Source organism: Candidatus Zymogenaceae bacterium (genome assembly GCA_016931225.1).
Classification (GTDB): domain Bacteria; phylum Desulfobacterota; class Zymogenia; order Zymogenales; family Zymogenaceae; genus JAFGFE01.
Window position 1 is genome coordinate 97,580 of sequence record JAFGFE010000035.1, and the last position, 16,048, is coordinate 113,627.

The 16,048-nt window shown below is 57.7% G+C and carries 13 protein-coding genes; 9 read left to right on the plus strand and 4 right to left on the minus strand.

What is annotated here, in order from left to right; translation table 11 throughout:
• Positions 1-213 precede the first annotated feature (213 nt).
• From JW885_13725 to lptB, 7 genes are all read left to right on the plus strand, one after another.
• Complete coding sequence (locus JW885_13725) at positions 214-1,428, plus strand: extracellular solute-binding protein (protein MBN1883221.1); 1,215 nt, start codon at positions 214-216, stop codon at positions 1,426-1,428.
• On the plus strand, positions 1,425-2,366 hold the full coding sequence (locus JW885_13730; GenBank protein ID MBN1883222.1) for a sugar ABC transporter permease: 942 nt from the start codon (positions 1,425-1,427) through the stop codon (positions 2,364-2,366). The genes JW885_13725 and JW885_13730 overlap by 4 nt, the downstream gene beginning before the upstream one ends.
• On the plus strand, positions 2,366-3,271 hold the full coding sequence (locus JW885_13735) for an ABC transporter permease subunit (protein MBN1883223.1): 906 nt from the start codon (positions 2,366-2,368) through the stop codon (positions 3,269-3,271). Before JW885_13730 ends, JW885_13735 begins: the two co-directional genes overlap by 1 nt.
• Positions 3,272-3,678: 407 nt before the next feature.
• Positions 3,679-5,202 (plus strand): FAD-dependent thymidylate synthase, encoded by a 1,524-nt coding sequence (locus JW885_13740; GenBank protein MBN1883224.1) that lies wholly within the window; start codon positions 3,679-3,681, stop codon positions 5,200-5,202.
• 38 nt (positions 5,203-5,240) lie between these two features.
• On the plus strand, positions 5,241-5,777 hold the full coding sequence (locus JW885_13745; GenBank protein ID MBN1883225.1) for an HAD-IIIA family hydrolase: 537 nt from the start codon (positions 5,241-5,243) through the stop codon (positions 5,775-5,777).
• A gap of 72 nt (positions 5,778-5,849) precedes the next feature.
• Positions 5,850-6,929 carry an LPS export ABC transporter periplasmic protein LptC gene (gene lptC / locus JW885_13750; protein MBN1883226.1) on the plus strand — a complete coding sequence of 360 codons (1,080 nt, stop codon included), beginning with the start codon at positions 5,850-5,852 and terminating at the stop codon, positions 6,927-6,929.
• The gene (lptB, locus tag JW885_13755) at positions 6,930-7,667 is read left to right on the plus strand and encodes an LPS export ABC transporter ATP-binding protein (GenBank protein ID MBN1883227.1); all 738 of its coding nucleotides are present in this window, start codon (positions 6,930-6,932) and stop codon (positions 7,665-7,667) included.
• 419 nt (positions 7,668-8,086) lie between these two features.
• Here the strand turns inward: lptB and JW885_13760 are convergent, their stop codons facing one another.
• Both JW885_13760 and JW885_13765 read right to left on the minus strand, forming a co-directional pair.
• Positions 8,087-8,434 carry a DsrE family protein gene (locus tag JW885_13760; GenBank protein ID MBN1883228.1) on the minus strand — a complete coding sequence of 116 codons (348 nt, stop codon included), beginning with the start codon at positions 8,432-8,434 and terminating at the stop codon, positions 8,087-8,089.
• Positions 8,435-8,599: 165 nt separating this feature from the next.
• Positions 8,600-10,255 carry a thiamine pyrophosphate-binding protein gene (locus tag JW885_13765; GenBank protein MBN1883229.1) on the minus strand — a complete coding sequence of 552 codons (1,656 nt, stop codon included), beginning with the start codon at positions 10,253-10,255 and terminating at the stop codon, positions 8,600-8,602.
• A 411-nt stretch (positions 10,256-10,666) separates the two neighbouring features.
• On the opposite strand from JW885_13765, the gene JW885_13770 reads away from it, so the two are divergent.
• Complete coding sequence (locus JW885_13770) at positions 10,667-12,217, plus strand: DUF2330 domain-containing protein (GenBank protein MBN1883230.1); 1,551 nt, start codon at positions 10,667-10,669, stop codon at positions 12,215-12,217.
• 451 nt (positions 12,218-12,668) lie between these two features.
• Here the strand turns inward: JW885_13770 and JW885_13775 are convergent, their stop codons facing one another.
• Both JW885_13775 and JW885_13780 read right to left on the minus strand, forming a co-directional pair.
• Positions 12,669-13,343, minus strand: coding sequence for a PHP domain-containing protein (locus JW885_13775; protein MBN1883231.1), 675 nt, complete (start codon positions 13,341-13,343; stop codon positions 12,669-12,671).
• A gap of 46 nt (positions 13,344-13,389) precedes the next feature.
• A complete protein-coding gene (locus JW885_13780; protein ID MBN1883232.1) occupies positions 13,390-14,247 on the minus strand; it encodes a glucosamine-6-phosphate isomerase in 858 nt (285 codons plus the stop codon).
• Between the two features lie 222 nt (positions 14,248-14,469).
• Here JW885_13780 and JW885_13785 point away from each other — a divergent pair, with 222 nt between their 5' ends.
• A complete protein-coding gene (locus JW885_13785) occupies positions 14,470-15,927 on the plus strand; it encodes an MFS transporter (protein MBN1883233.1) in 1,458 nt (485 codons plus the stop codon).
• The last annotated feature ends 121 nt before the right edge of the window (positions 15,928-16,048 follow it).

Genomic DNA, 16,048 nt, shown 5'->3' on the forward strand with positions numbered 1-16,048 from the left:
ATCATTCCCACCGTTCATTTACATCTTTACCAGATGAACGTTCGGTGATAGAGTATGGTGCACATGAGGTGCCGTCAGATACAACAAACTCTATCCGGACACGATTTTCCACTTTATGCCTCGCGGGCGGGGGTGGGATGTGGAAAACACGACAGACATACACGATCGCTTTTTTTTATCCCATGCCTTTTGATCAGCCTTTTCTTCTGCTCTATGATAGCGGGCTGTCGGACCAATGACGCCGCATCATCCGCCGATGACGCTGGCCTGGTCTTCTGGGCGGCGATGACACCGGATGAAATTGAGACCCTCAGGGCCATTGCGGACGACTACCGCGCCGAGCGGGGCGTGACGGTGACCGTCCGGGAAATCGGCCTCTTCGAGATCAACACGAAGCTGGAGCTGGCGGCGCCGGCGGGACGGGGGCCGGACCTCGTCAGCGTCTCCCACACGTCCGTGGGAGTACTCTCCCTGATGGGGCTGCTCTTACCGCTGGATCGGGCGGTGCTTCCCTTGAGCGGCTGCCCCCCCGATCTCGTGGACGCCTTCGGGTACGACGCCGTCCTCTACGGCGCGCCGCTGACGGTGGAATCATACGGCCTGGTGGTGAACGAGGGGCTGCTCTCCGAGGTTCCCGAAACCCTTGAGGAGCTTCTCGATACAGCCCGTCGCCTGACGGTGGACACAGACGGCGACGGTGAGACGGATGTGTACGGATTCCTCACAGATCCCGCAAATTTCTATTTCACCTTTCCCTTCTACGACGTATATGGGGGATACATCTTTTCCGAAACCGATGAGGGCGCCGTCGACCCGACCCACATGGGATTGTGTACCCCCGGCGGCATCGAGGGTCTTACGCTCCTCTTCGACATCGCCGGTCCCACAGGCTTCATCCCCCGGGGAATCGATTATCCCATTATCGGCGAGCTCTTCGGCGAGAATCGTGTGGCGATGATGATTCACGGCGTCTATCTGATCCCCTCTTACCGGAGCCTGGGGATGAACGTGGGCTACCACCCGATACCGCCCGCGGAAAGCGGTCGGAGGGCGAGGCCCCTGGCGAACCTGATGGGTATCGGCGTGAGCGCCCATTCAGAAAATCCGGAGTCCGCACTTGACTTCCTTGCGTATCTTCTGGAGCCGAGCCGTTTGCGTCTCATCTTCGAGGGATCCGGGGCAATCAAGGTCATGGCGAATCCTCTGGTCTATCGCGAGGAGGATTTCGCACAGGAACCCCTCCTGGCCGCCGCCGTGGAGATCGCGGGCACGTCATACCCGTACCCGAATGACCCGGCGGGGGAGCTGGTGTGGGACGCCGTCGGAGCCGCGGCGACGGCGGTGATGGACGGCACACTCTCGCCCGAGGAGGCGCTGTGCCGAATGGAGGAGCGCATCGAAACCGTGATCGAGGAGATGAGGCGGTGAGACACGGGATATCTTCCAACCCGCGCAGCGACGGCGCCGCCGCGGCCCTCATAATCGGGGCCGTTGGACCGGTGCTGCTCCTGGTGCTTCTCCTTTCCGTGATACCAATGGTATACAACATCTACATCTCCGCCACCAACATGAGTTTATACCACTACTTCGATTACGAGTTCGTGGGCCTCGAGAACTACCGCCTTATCTTCACCAGCCCCGTCAGCGACTTCGGTACGGTTTCGACATGGAACGTGATATACGCGCTTCTTTCCATCGGCCTTCCCTTTATCATCGGCGTCACGGCCGCCGGAAGCCTGAAAAGAATCCCCCGAGCCGCCGCTCTCTTCACCCTGCCTATTCTTATCCTCCCCTGGGTGATCCCCGCATTCATTACGGTGCTCATCTGGAAGGGGCTGTTTAACTATCATTTCGGCCTGATCAATCTGGCCCTCTCGGCCCTCAAACTCCCCGAGGTGCCCTGGCTCCTCTCCCCCCAGCCCGCCCGAATCGCGGTGGTGCTGGTCAGCACCTGGCTGGGCATCCCCTTCATGACGCTCATGGCCTACGGCATCCTTCATACCATACCCAACGGCATATACGAGGCGGCCAGAATCGACGGCGCCGCACCCTTTCGGACGTTCGCCTCCATCACCCTGCCGCTGGTGTTTCGCAGGATGCTGCCGGTGCTGGTCCTCGGATTCTCGGCGGCGTTCAACAATTTCACCGTCATCTATCTTTTGACGGCGGGAGGACCGATGAATCCTGAGAACATCGGCGGGGCGGGAGCCACCGACATCATCATCTCACACATCTTCGGCCTCACCCTCATGAGCAGGCGCTACGGCCTGGCGGCGGCGTATGCGGTCATCGTCTTTGTGGTCGTGGCCCTGGTAACCGCGGGAAGCCTCGCTCTCCTTCGTAAAAACAAGGGGGAGGCGTTTTGATGATGGAGAGAAAGAATAGAGGCGTAAAAAAAAGGACGTCCGTTTCCGGATCGCTGATCATCGCCCTCCTGGTCCTCTTTTCCGGGCTGCCCCTGGTGTATGTGGTCTCCACCTCGCTGTCCACTAGCCGGGGACTCTCCGCCGGGAGAATCCTGCCCGAAGCGATAACGCTGGATCAGTATCGCTCTCTCATCATCAACACCGACTTTCTTCTCTGGATGAAAAACTCCATGATCATCTCCGGCACCACGGCGCTTCTTGCTGTGTTCGTAACCTCCCTTTCGGCCTATGCCCTTTCCCGCTTTCCCTTTCCCGGTAGGCGAAACATCACGTCGGGGCTGCTCATCGTCCAGCTCTTTCCTAACATCCTCGCGCTTGTGGCGGTGTACAAAATTCTTCAGATATTACGACTTCTGGATACTCACGCAGGCCTGGTGCTGGTATATCTCGCCGGCGCCGTCCCCTTTTCCGCGTGGCTGATCAAGGGATATTTTGACTCCATCCCCGCCACCTGTGAAGAGGCGGCGGCGGTGGACGGTGCCGGCCCCTTTCGGACCTTTTTTTACATAACCCTCCCGATGAGCATGCCGATCATCGTGGTGGTGTTCGCGTTCAACTTTATCGCGGCGTATTCCGATTTCCTGCTGGCCGCCGTGGTCCTGACCGAGCCGAAGCGATATACCCTGGCCCTGGGTCTGCGGTCGTTTCTCGAAGGGGACTTTTCCACGAACTGGCCGCAGTTCTGCGCCGGCGCGCTCCTGGGCGCTTTGCCGATACTGCTGCTTTTTCTTGCCGGCAGTGCCGTCTTCCAATATAGTGGTGGATTGGGACAAAAGGAGCACAGAGCAACAAGTGGGGTGAAGGAAACTATAGGGTCAGGCCGACAAGGTCGGCTCCCTTTATAGCGGTGGAGTGAGACGACAGGGGCGAAAAAAAACAGAGAGATAAAACTGGCAGGGGGTGGGTCGATAAGGGCCGATGCGGGGCGTTGGGTGGATATGAATAAGTATAAGCTACTGTGTTACCGGGAAATTCCCCCTTTTCCTTTCCCGCCCCATGTGCTCCGGGCCACCGCCATGTTGGCTGTCGATCTTATCGACCCGACAGGGTCGGCTCCCTTTATAGCGGTGGAATGAGGCGGTAGGAGCGAAGAGAAACAAGGGTGCGCAGAAAATCACCTGGGCGGTGTCTTTTGATAAAAAGATATGCTGACCCAGCCTCACTCAATCGCTTTCGAGCCTGCTGCTCCTGTTATAACAAACTACCACTATCTAGTCCGCCGGCACTGCCGGCAGATGAAGGAGTATACAGTATGAAGGTGATTCTTTCCGGGATGAACGTGGACCGGGAGCGGCTGGACGAGTATCGGAACCGGGCGTCGACCCTGGCGGACGACGCCGATGTGGATGAGACGAAGGCGTTCCTCCGTGAGTTTTCCGGAGCGGAGGACCTGACGCCGGAGACGTTCTCGGCGGCGTACGCCCGCATCAGCCGGGATCCGCGATCGGTGAATGAACTCAGACAAGACGCCGTCCAACAGGTGGATCGGGCCCGGCGCTCCAATGAATCGATCATCTTCGGTCTGGGACACTCCTCCGTGGCGGAGCACGCGGTGTTCAACCTGGATATCATCGACGTCACCCGGCGGGCGGTGGAGGAGCTTGAGCGTTCGCGGCTCGCATCGTATACCGAGAAATCCCAGCGCTACATCACCCTCACCGACGATTACCTGGTCCCCCAAGAGATTGTTGAGATCGGCTCTGCGGATGAATTCCATTCCGTGGTCGGCCGGCTCAACGCCGCATATCATCGACTGAAGGACGGGCTTTCCGATTACCTGGAGGAAAAATATCCGGATATGGCGCGGGATAAAAAGGGAAAGGTCGTGCTCTCCGGATGGGCCAAGGAGGACGCCCGCTACGTGGTGCCCCTCTCCACCCTCACACAGCTCGGCATGACCGCCAACGCCCGGGTGCTCGAGATGACCATCCGGCGGCTGGCGGCCCACCCCCTCATCGAAGTCCGGGAGCTTTCCCGGGCGATATTCGACGCCGTCTCGCCCCATGCCCCGTCGGTCATCAAGTATACAACGCCCACCCCCTACGACATCGAAACCGACGGTATTGTAACAGGCGTCGCTTCCCGGATGGTTCCGAATACGAAATCGACACGGTCCGCCGCTCCCGCCGACCGGCAGGTGACCCTGGTGGACTATCCCGAAGACGCAGACACCCGGCTCGCGGCGTTCTTTCTCTCTTCACACGGAGACATGGAATATCGCACGGCCCTGGAGCATATCCGCATCAAGGGTGCCGACGCAGTGCGGGAGTTGATCCTCTCGGCCTTTTCCCGTATGGAGTCCTATGATCGCGCACCCCGTGAGCTGGAGCTGATACCGTTGACCTTCGAGGCGGTGGTCTCATCGTCCTGTTTCGGCCAGCTCAAGCGTCACCGCATGGCGACCATCCTGTCCGGCCCCTATGATTCCACCCTAGGGGTGACCATCCCCCCCTCGATCACCGAGGCTGGCCTCGAAAAACCCATGATGGAAGCGGTGGACGCCTCCGAGTCGTTTTATCATACAATCGTCAAGCGGCTTCCGGGGTGTGCGGAATACATCCTCACCAACGCGCACCGCAGGCGGGTGCTCGTCTCCATGAATCTCAGGGAGCTGTATCACGTCGCCCGGCTCAGAATGGACGAAACCGCCCAGTGGGACATCCGATACCTTGCCGCCGACATGGTGGCGGCGGCCGCCGATAAAATGCCCACAGCCGCCGCCCTGGCGGTGGGCAAAGACGCCTTTGAAACGACGAAACGCGATCTGTATTCATAACAAGGAATTGTTTCCTTTCAAGAAAACCGGGAGGCACCATGCACCTCATCGATCCCAACGCCCATGAAAAGGCCGAGAGGATTAAGCTGATCATCTTCGACGTGGACGGCGTACTGACCGACGGCTCGATCATCATCCATGCCGACAGGTCCGAGTCCAAGGAATTCAACGTCAAGGACGGCCACGGCATCAAGCTCGCAATGCGGGCGGGGATTCAGGCCGCCGTCATCACCGGCAGGAAGTCCGATGTTGTCGGGTACAGGGTCGAAGAACTGGGCATCGAGCACCTCTTCCAGGGAAAACTGGAAAAGAGCGGCGTCGTCACGGAGCTTTTGGATCGGCTGTCGCTCGCCCCGGAAGACGCGGCGTTCGTGGGGGACGACCTGATAGACATCCCCGCCATGCGGATGGTCGGCCTTGCGGCGGCGGTGGCGGATGCCGTCGACGAAGCGAAGCAATACGCCCATATCATCACCGATCTTCCCGGCGGCCGGGGTGCCGCAAGAGAGGTGTGCGAATTCATTTTAAAATCACAGAAGCTCTGGGAATCCTCCATCGAACGGTACGTGAAATAGTGCTTTACTGTAAAAACCCTCAATGGTATAGTGTCTTGATACAATTCAATTGATTATTGCATGGTGGTATCCATGAAACGACTGAGACTGATTTTGGGAATCGTGTCTCTGGCCATCGTGGCGGGGATAGTGATTGTCCTGATTGTTACCTACAACAAGAGAAATGAAACCTCCGACATCCCGGAGATCACAGGCAGCGATCTGGTCGGTGAGGAGATCGAGTCCGGAGATGTCCCCGCCAGCCTCGAAGCGCGAACGATCACCTACACCGAATCCAAGGACGGCAAGACCCTCTGGGAGATAAAAGCCGACGAAGCGCGGTTTTACAAGGATGAAGATCGTTCCGAGTTTGATAATATCAACGTCGTATTCTTTTACCAGGACACGTACGAATTGACCCTTTCCGGAGACCGCGGCGTTCTGGATAATGAATCGAAGAACATCAGCCTGAACGATAACGTGACCATTACCGCCTGGGAGGATTACGTCCTCACAACCGACACCCTTCACTTCGATTCAACGGATAATGAAATATCGACCGACGACCCGATTGCACTATCCGGCACCGATATCTCATTTCACGGAACGGGACTGACCTTCGATCTGGAAGAGGAGGAACTCTTCGTCCACGAGGACGTGGTCACAGACCTGAACGTAAAAGGGTCAAGCTTGGATTCACCCTCGAAAAAACCTCACGCCGACGAAGACCTCTTCGGATTCGACGATGTCTCTTCATTCAGCGGCGGGATCGTCCACATCACCTCCCGGGGCCTGTACGGCAGTCGTGACGGCTCTTTTATCCGTTACACCGGCGGCGTATCCGCCTCCCATAAGGACGCCGTCCTCACCGCCGGGACGATTACCGTCTACTTCGCCGGAGATATCGGTGGAATGGGCGACATTAAAAAGATCACCGCGGACGGAAACGTCAGGTTTGTCCGTTCCGACATCAGGGGTAATGCAGGTCATCTAGTATTCGACTACGAAAACGAGAAACTGACCCTCACGGGATCTCCGACCCTCTGGAGGGGGGATGACATGGTGACCGGTGAGACTCTGACCTATGATCTCAACACTAAAGTAAGCACCGCCACAGGCACAGGCGACGGGCGGGCGCATGTGACCATCTATCCCAAGGAAGAAGATTTCTAAATGACCGAAAACGGCACTCACACATTGAAGATATCCGGCCTGACCAAGGCATATCGGGGCCGGGTGGTGGTGGATCACGTCGCGATGGACGTCGAGTCCGGGGAGATCGTGGGGCTTCTGGGCCCCAACGGCGCCGGAAAAACCACAAGCTTTTATATGATTATCGGAATCGTCAAGCCGGATAAGGGAGAGATCCTCCTCGACGGCGACAACATCGGCGACCTCCCGGTACACATGCGGGCCAGGAAAGGAATCACCTACCTTCCTCAGGAATCGTCAATCTTTCGAAAAATGACCGTGGCCGAAAACGTCATGGCCATCCTCGAAACACTCCCCCTCTCCCGAGCGGAGCGTGAAGACCGACTGGAACAGCTTCTCTCCGACCTGAAAATCTCCCATCTGGCCCACAACAAGGCCTACTCCCTCTCCGGCGGCGAGCGCCGGCGGGTCGAAATCACCCGGGCGCTGGTGACGTCCCCCCATTTCATACTCCTGGACGAGCCGTTCTCCGGCATCGACCCGATCATCGTCAACGATATCCAGAAGATCGTCCTGTCCCTCAAGTCCCGGGGCATCGGCATCATCATCACCGATCACAACGTCCGGGAAACCCTGGGCATCTGCGACCGGGCATATATCCTTGCCGAGGGAAATATCCTCATTCACGGCACGCCGAAAAAGATCACCTCGAACCCGGTGGCCCGGGAGAAATACCTGGGGGAAAAATTCAGCATGTAGCAGGCAGTGCCTGCCGCCATGAGAGTGGTAGAGTGTCACTATCGGGTGATTAAATATGGGAGGGGTTGTATTGCAATACGGTGACAGGCACCCAAGACCACCTCTCTCTCGTCTCACGCACCTGCCAAAGGGAACCGACCCTGTCGGGTTGATAGGATCGACAGCCAATATGGCGGTGGCCCGGAGCGCATGGGGCGGGAATGAAAAGAGGGATTTCCCGGTAACACGGTGTCTTATGCTTATTCATATCCACCCGGCGTTCCGCATCGGCCCTTACCGACTCAGTCCCTGCCGGTTTTACCTCTCTGTTTCTCTTCGCCCCTGTCGCCTCACTCCACCGCTATAAAGGGAGCCGACCCTGTCGGTCTGGCGCCCCTGTCGATTCAATCCACCACTATATTGGAAGCAGGCCCTGCCTGTCAGAACGTCAGCACCGCCCATTCATCGCTCTTGAGCATCTCCGTCAGCGGCTCCCCCATGTAGATAACCTCGATCCCCAGCGCCTCGAGCTTCTCGGTTACTCCGTGCATATCGGCGCAGGCTCGGCACGCCTGAAGGATCACGCCGTCTTCCTTCATCGGTTCGATGTACTGATGAAGGCTCTCGTCCTCCAACATGAGCACGGCCGACGCCCCCCAGACCACCAGCTTCACCTCACGCCACCATCCTAATCGTTTCGAGTTGTGGGTGTACATAAACACCATGCTCCGGGCCACATCCGGATCCCCGGAGCTCCAGATAACACACAGCTTGTCGGGTGCGGACATATGTTTCCCTCCCGATGATAGAGAATCAACCATTTACGGTATACAGGTCTGAAATGTTCAGTAAGAATATCTTTAGAGAAAATGTACAGGCCGGGCCGTATGCCCAGCCTGTACAGTATTATATCACCCTTACCGACCGTCACATGTTGAGGATAGTCGCAGGTATCAAACGTTGAGAGCCGCCACAAAGATGTGGGTGATCGGGCTGGTTACGGTCGGATCGGTGATGACATTGACCACCGCCGGCTTCCCCGCATCCCTCGCCCTCTCCAGGGCCGGGACGATATCCTTTACCTCGGTGACAAATTCACCATGGGCCCCCAGGCCCTCGGCCATCAGGTCGTAACGCACCGGCCCCAGGTCGGTTCCCACCACCCGGTTATACTGAAGCTCCTGGCCGTGTTTGACCATGCCCCAGGCCTGGTCGTTCGCCACGACAATCACGACCGGGATATTATGGCGTACGGCCGTCTCGATCTCCATCCCGTTGAGGCCGAACGACCCGTCGCCGGTCACCACCACGGACGTGCGATCAGGATGGGCCAGCTTCCCCACGATGCCGAAGGGGATCCCGCTGCCGAGGCATCCCATGAGGTTCCCCACGTTGGAGAGGAAGCGACCCGGCCCACCCCCCCTGAGGTGCACCGAGGTGAAATAGGAGACGTCTCCGCCGTCGGTGGCATAGACCGCATCAGGGCCGAAGACGTTATATACCTCGCTCACCAGCTTGACCGGGTGAATGGGGCCGGTGGTCTGTTCCTTATTCGCGTTCTCCTCCGCCATCATGGCTATGCCGGTGCCCACCGCCTCGTTCGCCCACTCGGAGAAGTCGCATTTCCCGAGCTCCTTGACGATTCCCCTGAGTACCTGGCCCGCGTCTCCCACGATACCGATCTCATGAGGGATGTTCTTGCCCACCTCCCCCCCACTTATGTCCACCCTGATTATCTTCGCATTGGCGAAAATCTGCCCGTAGGACGAAAGCCACGTCATCCGAAGCCCGAGGACCAGGATGACGTCGGCCTGTGACGCCGCGATCGTCAGCCCCATCAACCCGCCGCTCCACAGACTCCATTTGTGATCGTCAGGCACCACCCCCCTCGCCTCGTTGAAGAGCATAAAGGGAATGTTCGCCCCATCCACCAGGTCGGCCAGGGCGCCGCTTGCATCCCCCCAGCGTACGCCACCGCCGCCGATGATCAGTGGCTTCTTCGCACCCTTCAGGAGTTTCGCGGCACTGGCTATCGCCTCCGGATCGCCCGCGGGCCTGTAACGCGGTTTCGTATTGTCGGGAAACGAAACCGTCTCCATCTCGATCTTGTTGCCCAGAACGTCCACCGGGATTTCAAGATAGACAGGGCCGGGGCGATCGCTCAGGGCGTTGCGGAACGCCGTGTTGATGTACTCCGGGATGCGGTGCGTGTCGTTACAGATATACGCGGCCTTCGTGATGGTACGCAGGAGCGCGAGCTGATCCAGGTCCTGCAGCGCACCAAGGTCGTTTTCCTTTCTGGGGCTCCTACCGCCGATAATCAGCATCGGGATGTGAGACGCATGGGCGTCCATCACGCCGGTGATGGCGTTGGCCACGCCGGGACCCGCCGTGGCGAGGCAAACCCCCAGGTTCCCCGTGGCCATGGACCAGCCGATGGCCATAAACGCCGCCGCCTGTTCATGGCGCACATCTATTACTGATATGCCTCCGTCGATACAGGCGTCGTAGATTTTATCGATATGACCGCCTGACAGGGTAAATACATTCGTGACGCCCTTACGCTTGAGGGCCTCGACGACCAGATGTCCTCCATGTACCTCAGCCATGCGAATAACTCCTTTTTAAAATAGAAATAATGAAAATGTACAAAACCGACTAATATTGCTGGTGAATACTGTCTCTATACCATGATTTCAAGGCATGGGTCAAACCAAAATCCATACGATATGAAAAGGGATAATCGACGACCGGGAACGCGGACGATGCACACGACACGGGCGGAAAGGCGCCGACCCGCCGTCTATGGATTCCGATATCCTCCTCGGATCACACATCTCCACCCGTGTACCCTCGAACGACGGATCGCAACGTCCCCTCTCCCACACTGATCGGAATAAAATTACATCAGCGCATACACGATCCGACGGTGAAAACCAGTGCCTCCACCTTGACACATTCGATCCGCTTCGAATATAATGCCTGAAGCACACGAACAACACAATACGGACATACCCGATATGATCACAAAAAAACCCACCGTCGTCTCCATACGTATCCTTACGGCCGTCGTTGCGATGACGATCTTTTTATTTTTCGGCACCCCATCCCGTGCGGATCGGGGGGCGCTCCCGATTACGCTCGAAGCAAACATATCGCTCTACGAGCCGGCCCAGCGCGGCCTGATCGCGTTTAACGGCACCGAAGAGCTGCTGGTGCTCGCCACCGAGACCAATGTATCAACAAAAACCGACGTCATCGAGTTTCTCCCCCTCCCCTCCCCGCCGGACGCCGTATTCGAGGCGGACACGGCATTGTTTGAGCGCGTGTTCGACCTGATCGAACAAAACGCCCCCCGGATATTCATCCCCTTTTATGACGAAGACGGCATGATGCGCGGTGGGGAGGAGCGGACCCTTGAGGGGATTTCGGTGGTGATGACGGCGACTGTGGGCGTGCATGACGTGACCGTGGTGGAGGTAACGGACGCGGACGCCTTTTTCTCATGGCTAACCGATTTCTACGCCGCCAGGGGAATCGATGCGCTCCCCGGCTCCGCCGCCAGGTTCACCGGCCTCGTTCAATCGTATCTCGATCGGGATATCCGTTATTTCGTGTTCGACGTCGTCTCCCTCGATGAGACGCCCCGGGGCGCGACACCCCTGGCGTATCGGTTCAAGACCAATAGTCTTTATTATCCCCTTGCGATCACCTCCAACAACCGCGGGGACGGCACCGTAGACCTCTTCCTCATGACTCCGGGAACCCCCAAGCCGGAGGCCCTGCCCGCGGGTTTCTCCTTCGCACTGTACCGGGCGTTCGAGTCCCCGTCACCGATTGAGGATGAATCGGCGGCGGTGCCGATCTCGTTTCCGGTCTCCATGGTCGACCGGGTGGCCGTATGGCCGGAGCTGGCGACGATGCTTCCCGGCTGGGAAAGCGATATCCACCTCACCGCCGTCACCTATGACGGTCCGCTGAGGTCCCTCAACGAAGACCTGGTCCTGGGATGGGATGATTTTGAAAATACGGATTTCGACGGTGTGGCCGAAGCGGGAGGGAGTGCTCATGACCTCATCGGTCCCGGCGGTGCCGCCGATCTCGCCCTGACATCCATCGATGCGAACGACCCACACACCATCCTGATCGGAGGAAACAACGACATCACCGCCCCCGCCGCCGCCGACGGCGATCCCTCCACCCCCTATACCCTTCCGGTTTCGGGAACATGGTGGATCGACCTGGGAGAGGTCAAGTCGATTCACTCCATTGAAATCCTGGCCGCCTCGATAGAGCCGGATATCGAGCCCTCCGCCAACACCATCTACCTGTATGTGTCCGAAAATGGAAAATTCTCGGGCGAGGAAAAACGGCTGGAAAGGGCGGTGGTCACAAGCCATACGGACCTGATGGCGTCCGACCCGACCCGTCTCGCCGAGCGATTGACAATCCGTGACAAGCCCTTCGAGGCGAGGTGGCTGATGATCACCTACCCCTATTCCGAATCGATGAGCTCTCTGTATCTCTTCGAGGTGATGATATGGGAGAACGGCCCCGGCACGGACCGCTAATCGCCCGGCATGGGCCGGGTACCGTTATAGCGGTGGGGTGATCAGATTGGGACTGGAAACCATATCTTTTGTATCTATAATCTCACCGGGTATATCTCCGGTGCGGCCCGTTGGCCGCCCGGCATGGGCCGGGAGCCAATATAGTGGTGATCTGAACCGATAGGGGAACAAAGAAACAAAGGGGGCGAAAGATACCGGCGGGGCCTTGTGATGGGAGATAGCCCGGTAATATAGCATCTACGCTCATTCACACTCATTCGGTCTCACTCCACCGCCTTATAGGGAGCCGGCACTGCCGGCCCCGGCAGGGACCGGGAGCCGACATAATGGTGAAGTGATACTATCGAGTGATTAAATAATGGAAGGGATTGAGCTGCAATACGGCGACAGGCGCTCAGGACTACCGCGCTCTTGTTTCACGCCCCTGTTGTAGAAAACCACCGCTATCTCGTCAGCCGACACTGTCGGCGCCGCTTTTGCGCTCCCTCCTGACGGGACGACAGCGGCCTGCCTTTACCTCCCGAATCAGATCCTCGATCGTCTCTATGCGGTCTTCGAACATGGTATACGCCGCGCCCACGCCCCAGGGAAAATGGGCGTCGCTGCCGCCGATTTCCGGTATGCCGTACGGGTTGTAAAACACCCCCCTGGCCCCGTTGAACCGCTCCATGGCATGGACGACCGTCTCGGGATAGGCATGAGGATGGGCCAGGGCGCACAGCGCACCCAGGGATTCGGCGGTATCGAGAACATCTTTCACCTCATGGTCCATCTTTCCGAAATCCCGCGGCAGCTCGTGAAAAAATTCCTCCACGTCCCGGGGATACACCAGAAGATCCCCCTCCCTCGTCGAGACCTCCACTCCCAGCAGCATTCGGATTCCCGCGGCGTGAAACGCGTCGGCCAGGCTGTTGTATCGATCGGCGGTAACGCCCTCCTCCTTCCAGCCGAAGTTGTGGTCGGTTATCACCACGCCGTCCAACTCCTCCCCGGCGGCATACCGGGGTATCTCGAAGGGATCGTAGGCAGCGCAGGGAGATCCGATGGTCGTGTGAAGATGCAGGTCCCACCGGTGATAAACCGCTTTTTCCGTTATCGGCTCATCAGCATTGTGGTGATGTTTCATGGAATCCTTTCACCCCCCGGCGATCGGGAGGGTTCGTGTGTTCGATCTACCTGAGGGTCGGAAGGGGCGGCCTGCTCACCTCTTCGGTTGCCGTTACCGAAACCGCGCCCCGGGTGCGAACCAGGGATGCGGGGAACGCTGCCGTCACCTCGCCGTGAAGCATCCGGCGGATGACCGCCTTCTGCCAGAACCTGTTCATATAGACCATGATTTTATCGGCGGAAAAGATCTCATACATTCCCACGGTAACCGCCCGGGACGGAATATAGAAGATGCCCCCGCCGGCAGCGGTGACCGAGTTTATGGTTTTGGTCTCCCTGGAGAGAGAGAGCACTCGAGTCCTTCTTTTGATGAACTCGTCTTTCGATACCGTCTCTCCCGGCTCCGGCGGCTCATTGAAGGCCAGATGTCCGCTGATTCCCACACCGGCGAAGGCGATGTCGATACCCCCGGCGTCACTGATCATCCGGGTATATTCGTCCGGCTTTTTCGGGTCCGGAAAATGAACCCGTCTGGGATCCCACCCCGGGTGACCCGCGAGCGGCTCGACGACGGCCGTTTTGACAAAACCCCGAAACGACAATGGGTGGGATTCGGGGATGTACTCGTCATCATCGGTGAGGTATTCGTCCATGAAAAAGAGGCTCAGTTCGGAAAGGTTCACGCCGTTCTCCCGAACCATCTTGGCGAAGGGTGTGTATTGCCCCACCGGACCCACCGGAAGGATAAACGAAGTCGGTTTTCCTGTGGCAGTGTTTTTTTCGATTGTATCGACCATTGCCCGGGCGAAATGGAGATAGAGTTCCTCCTCATCCGGCACGATCGTCACCTCAACTCCCGAATCCCTCCCCAGTTCTTCCGGGGTGATCGACATGATCCAATCAGGTGTGTTGTTGTCCGTCATCGATTGGTCCCTTCCGATCGCCGTGACAAAGAGTGAAAAATTCCTATAAGTGTTTATTACACCGCATTTTTCACCATACGTCAAGTCATCTTCCCTCAATCTCATCCTTTGAAGAATTGAATTGACAGGGATGGGCGGTTTGTTTAAAATTATGTCGATTTCGATTTTATTATACATACGATAAGGGCCGATGGTGCATCATCTTTACAAAAGGAGTGCGACATGTCTCCCTTGACCAAACCTTTCGAAGGCGAGCGGATACCTCTCACAACCAAGATATTTTTCGGCATGGGCGATTTCTTCGGCGGCGGCTCGTTCACGCTGATGGGCATCTTCTATATGATCTTTATGACCGATGTCGTATATCTCAAGCCTGCATACGCCGGCGCAATCATGCTGGCGGCCAAGCTGTGGGACGCCGTCACGGATCCGATCATGGGGCGTATCACGGATGCAACCCACAGCCGGTGGGGTCGGCGGCGGATGTACTATATTATAGGCATTGCCCCCATCGCCGTATCATTCTTCCTGATGTGGGTGCCGCTTCAGCTGGAAAACCAGGTGGTGATGTTCATCTACTTCCTGATCGTCCAGCTTCTATTTCGTACCGTGTATACCATGGTGATGGTCCCCTACAACGCCATCATCCCGGAGCTGACGACCCTCTACGAGGAGCGAAACAACCTCTCCGGCATCCGGGGGGGACTCTCCACCACGTCGAGCCTCCTCTCCGCGGTGATCCCGGCCCTGATCATCGCGCAATTCACCGACAAGGGAGTGGGTCACATGGTGATGGCGGCGATTTTCGGTCTGTTCTATTCCCTCCCCTTCATCGGCGTCTTTTTCGTTACCTACGAGCGACCGGAATATCAAAAGTCCGACCTGCTCCCCTTCTGGCAGTCGTTCAGGGAATCGATGAAAAACCGCTCGTTTCGCCTGCTGTTGGGTCTGTATATTTTCTCCTATGTCTCCCTCGACATACTGATGGCCACGTTTCTCTATTTCCTGACGTACATCCTGGGCAAACAGAACATGAGCTCGACGCTGCTGGGCATCATGCTGATCACCCAGGTCCTCTTCCTGCCGCTGTTCGTCTACCTCGGCAACCGCATCTCCAAGAGCAAGGCGCTCCTCATCGGCCTGTGCCTCTGGGCGGTCATGATGGCCATGGGATGGTTTTTCAGCAGCGATACACCTACCGTGGCCCTGTATGTCTACGCGTTCCTGCTGGGGATATCCATCTCGCCGGTTGGCTTCATGCCCTGGGCAATGCTTCCGGACATCACCGATGTGGACGAGTTGATGACCGGAAAGCGCCGGGAGGGTATTTACGTCGGATTCATGACGTTCTTGAGAAAAATCTCCGCCGGCCTCGCCCTGGCGCTCCTCGGTTTCAGCCTCGATTTTGCACGCTATATCCCCGATGTACCAATGGAAGAACAGACCGGTTCGGCCGTCCTCTCCATCCGCATCCTCTTCGCCTTCGTGCCGGTGGTGATGATCGCGTGCTCCGCCTACTTCTCGGCCAAATTTCCCCTCACCGGATTCGCACACAGGGTCTGCATGAGCGAGGTGAAGCGGAAGCGGGGGGAACAATACGAGGATATGGGACTAACCTCGGATGAGAAACACACCATCCTCCGGTCCCTGGTGGGTCCGTCCTACACGCCGATGGATTAACCCGCCACCCTCCTCCGCTCAAAAGCATCAATAAAAAAGGCGGGAATGGGGTTCTTCCCCTCTCCCGCCTTTTTTCTGAAACATATGTGTGGATACACGGACCGCATCCCACCCGCACTCA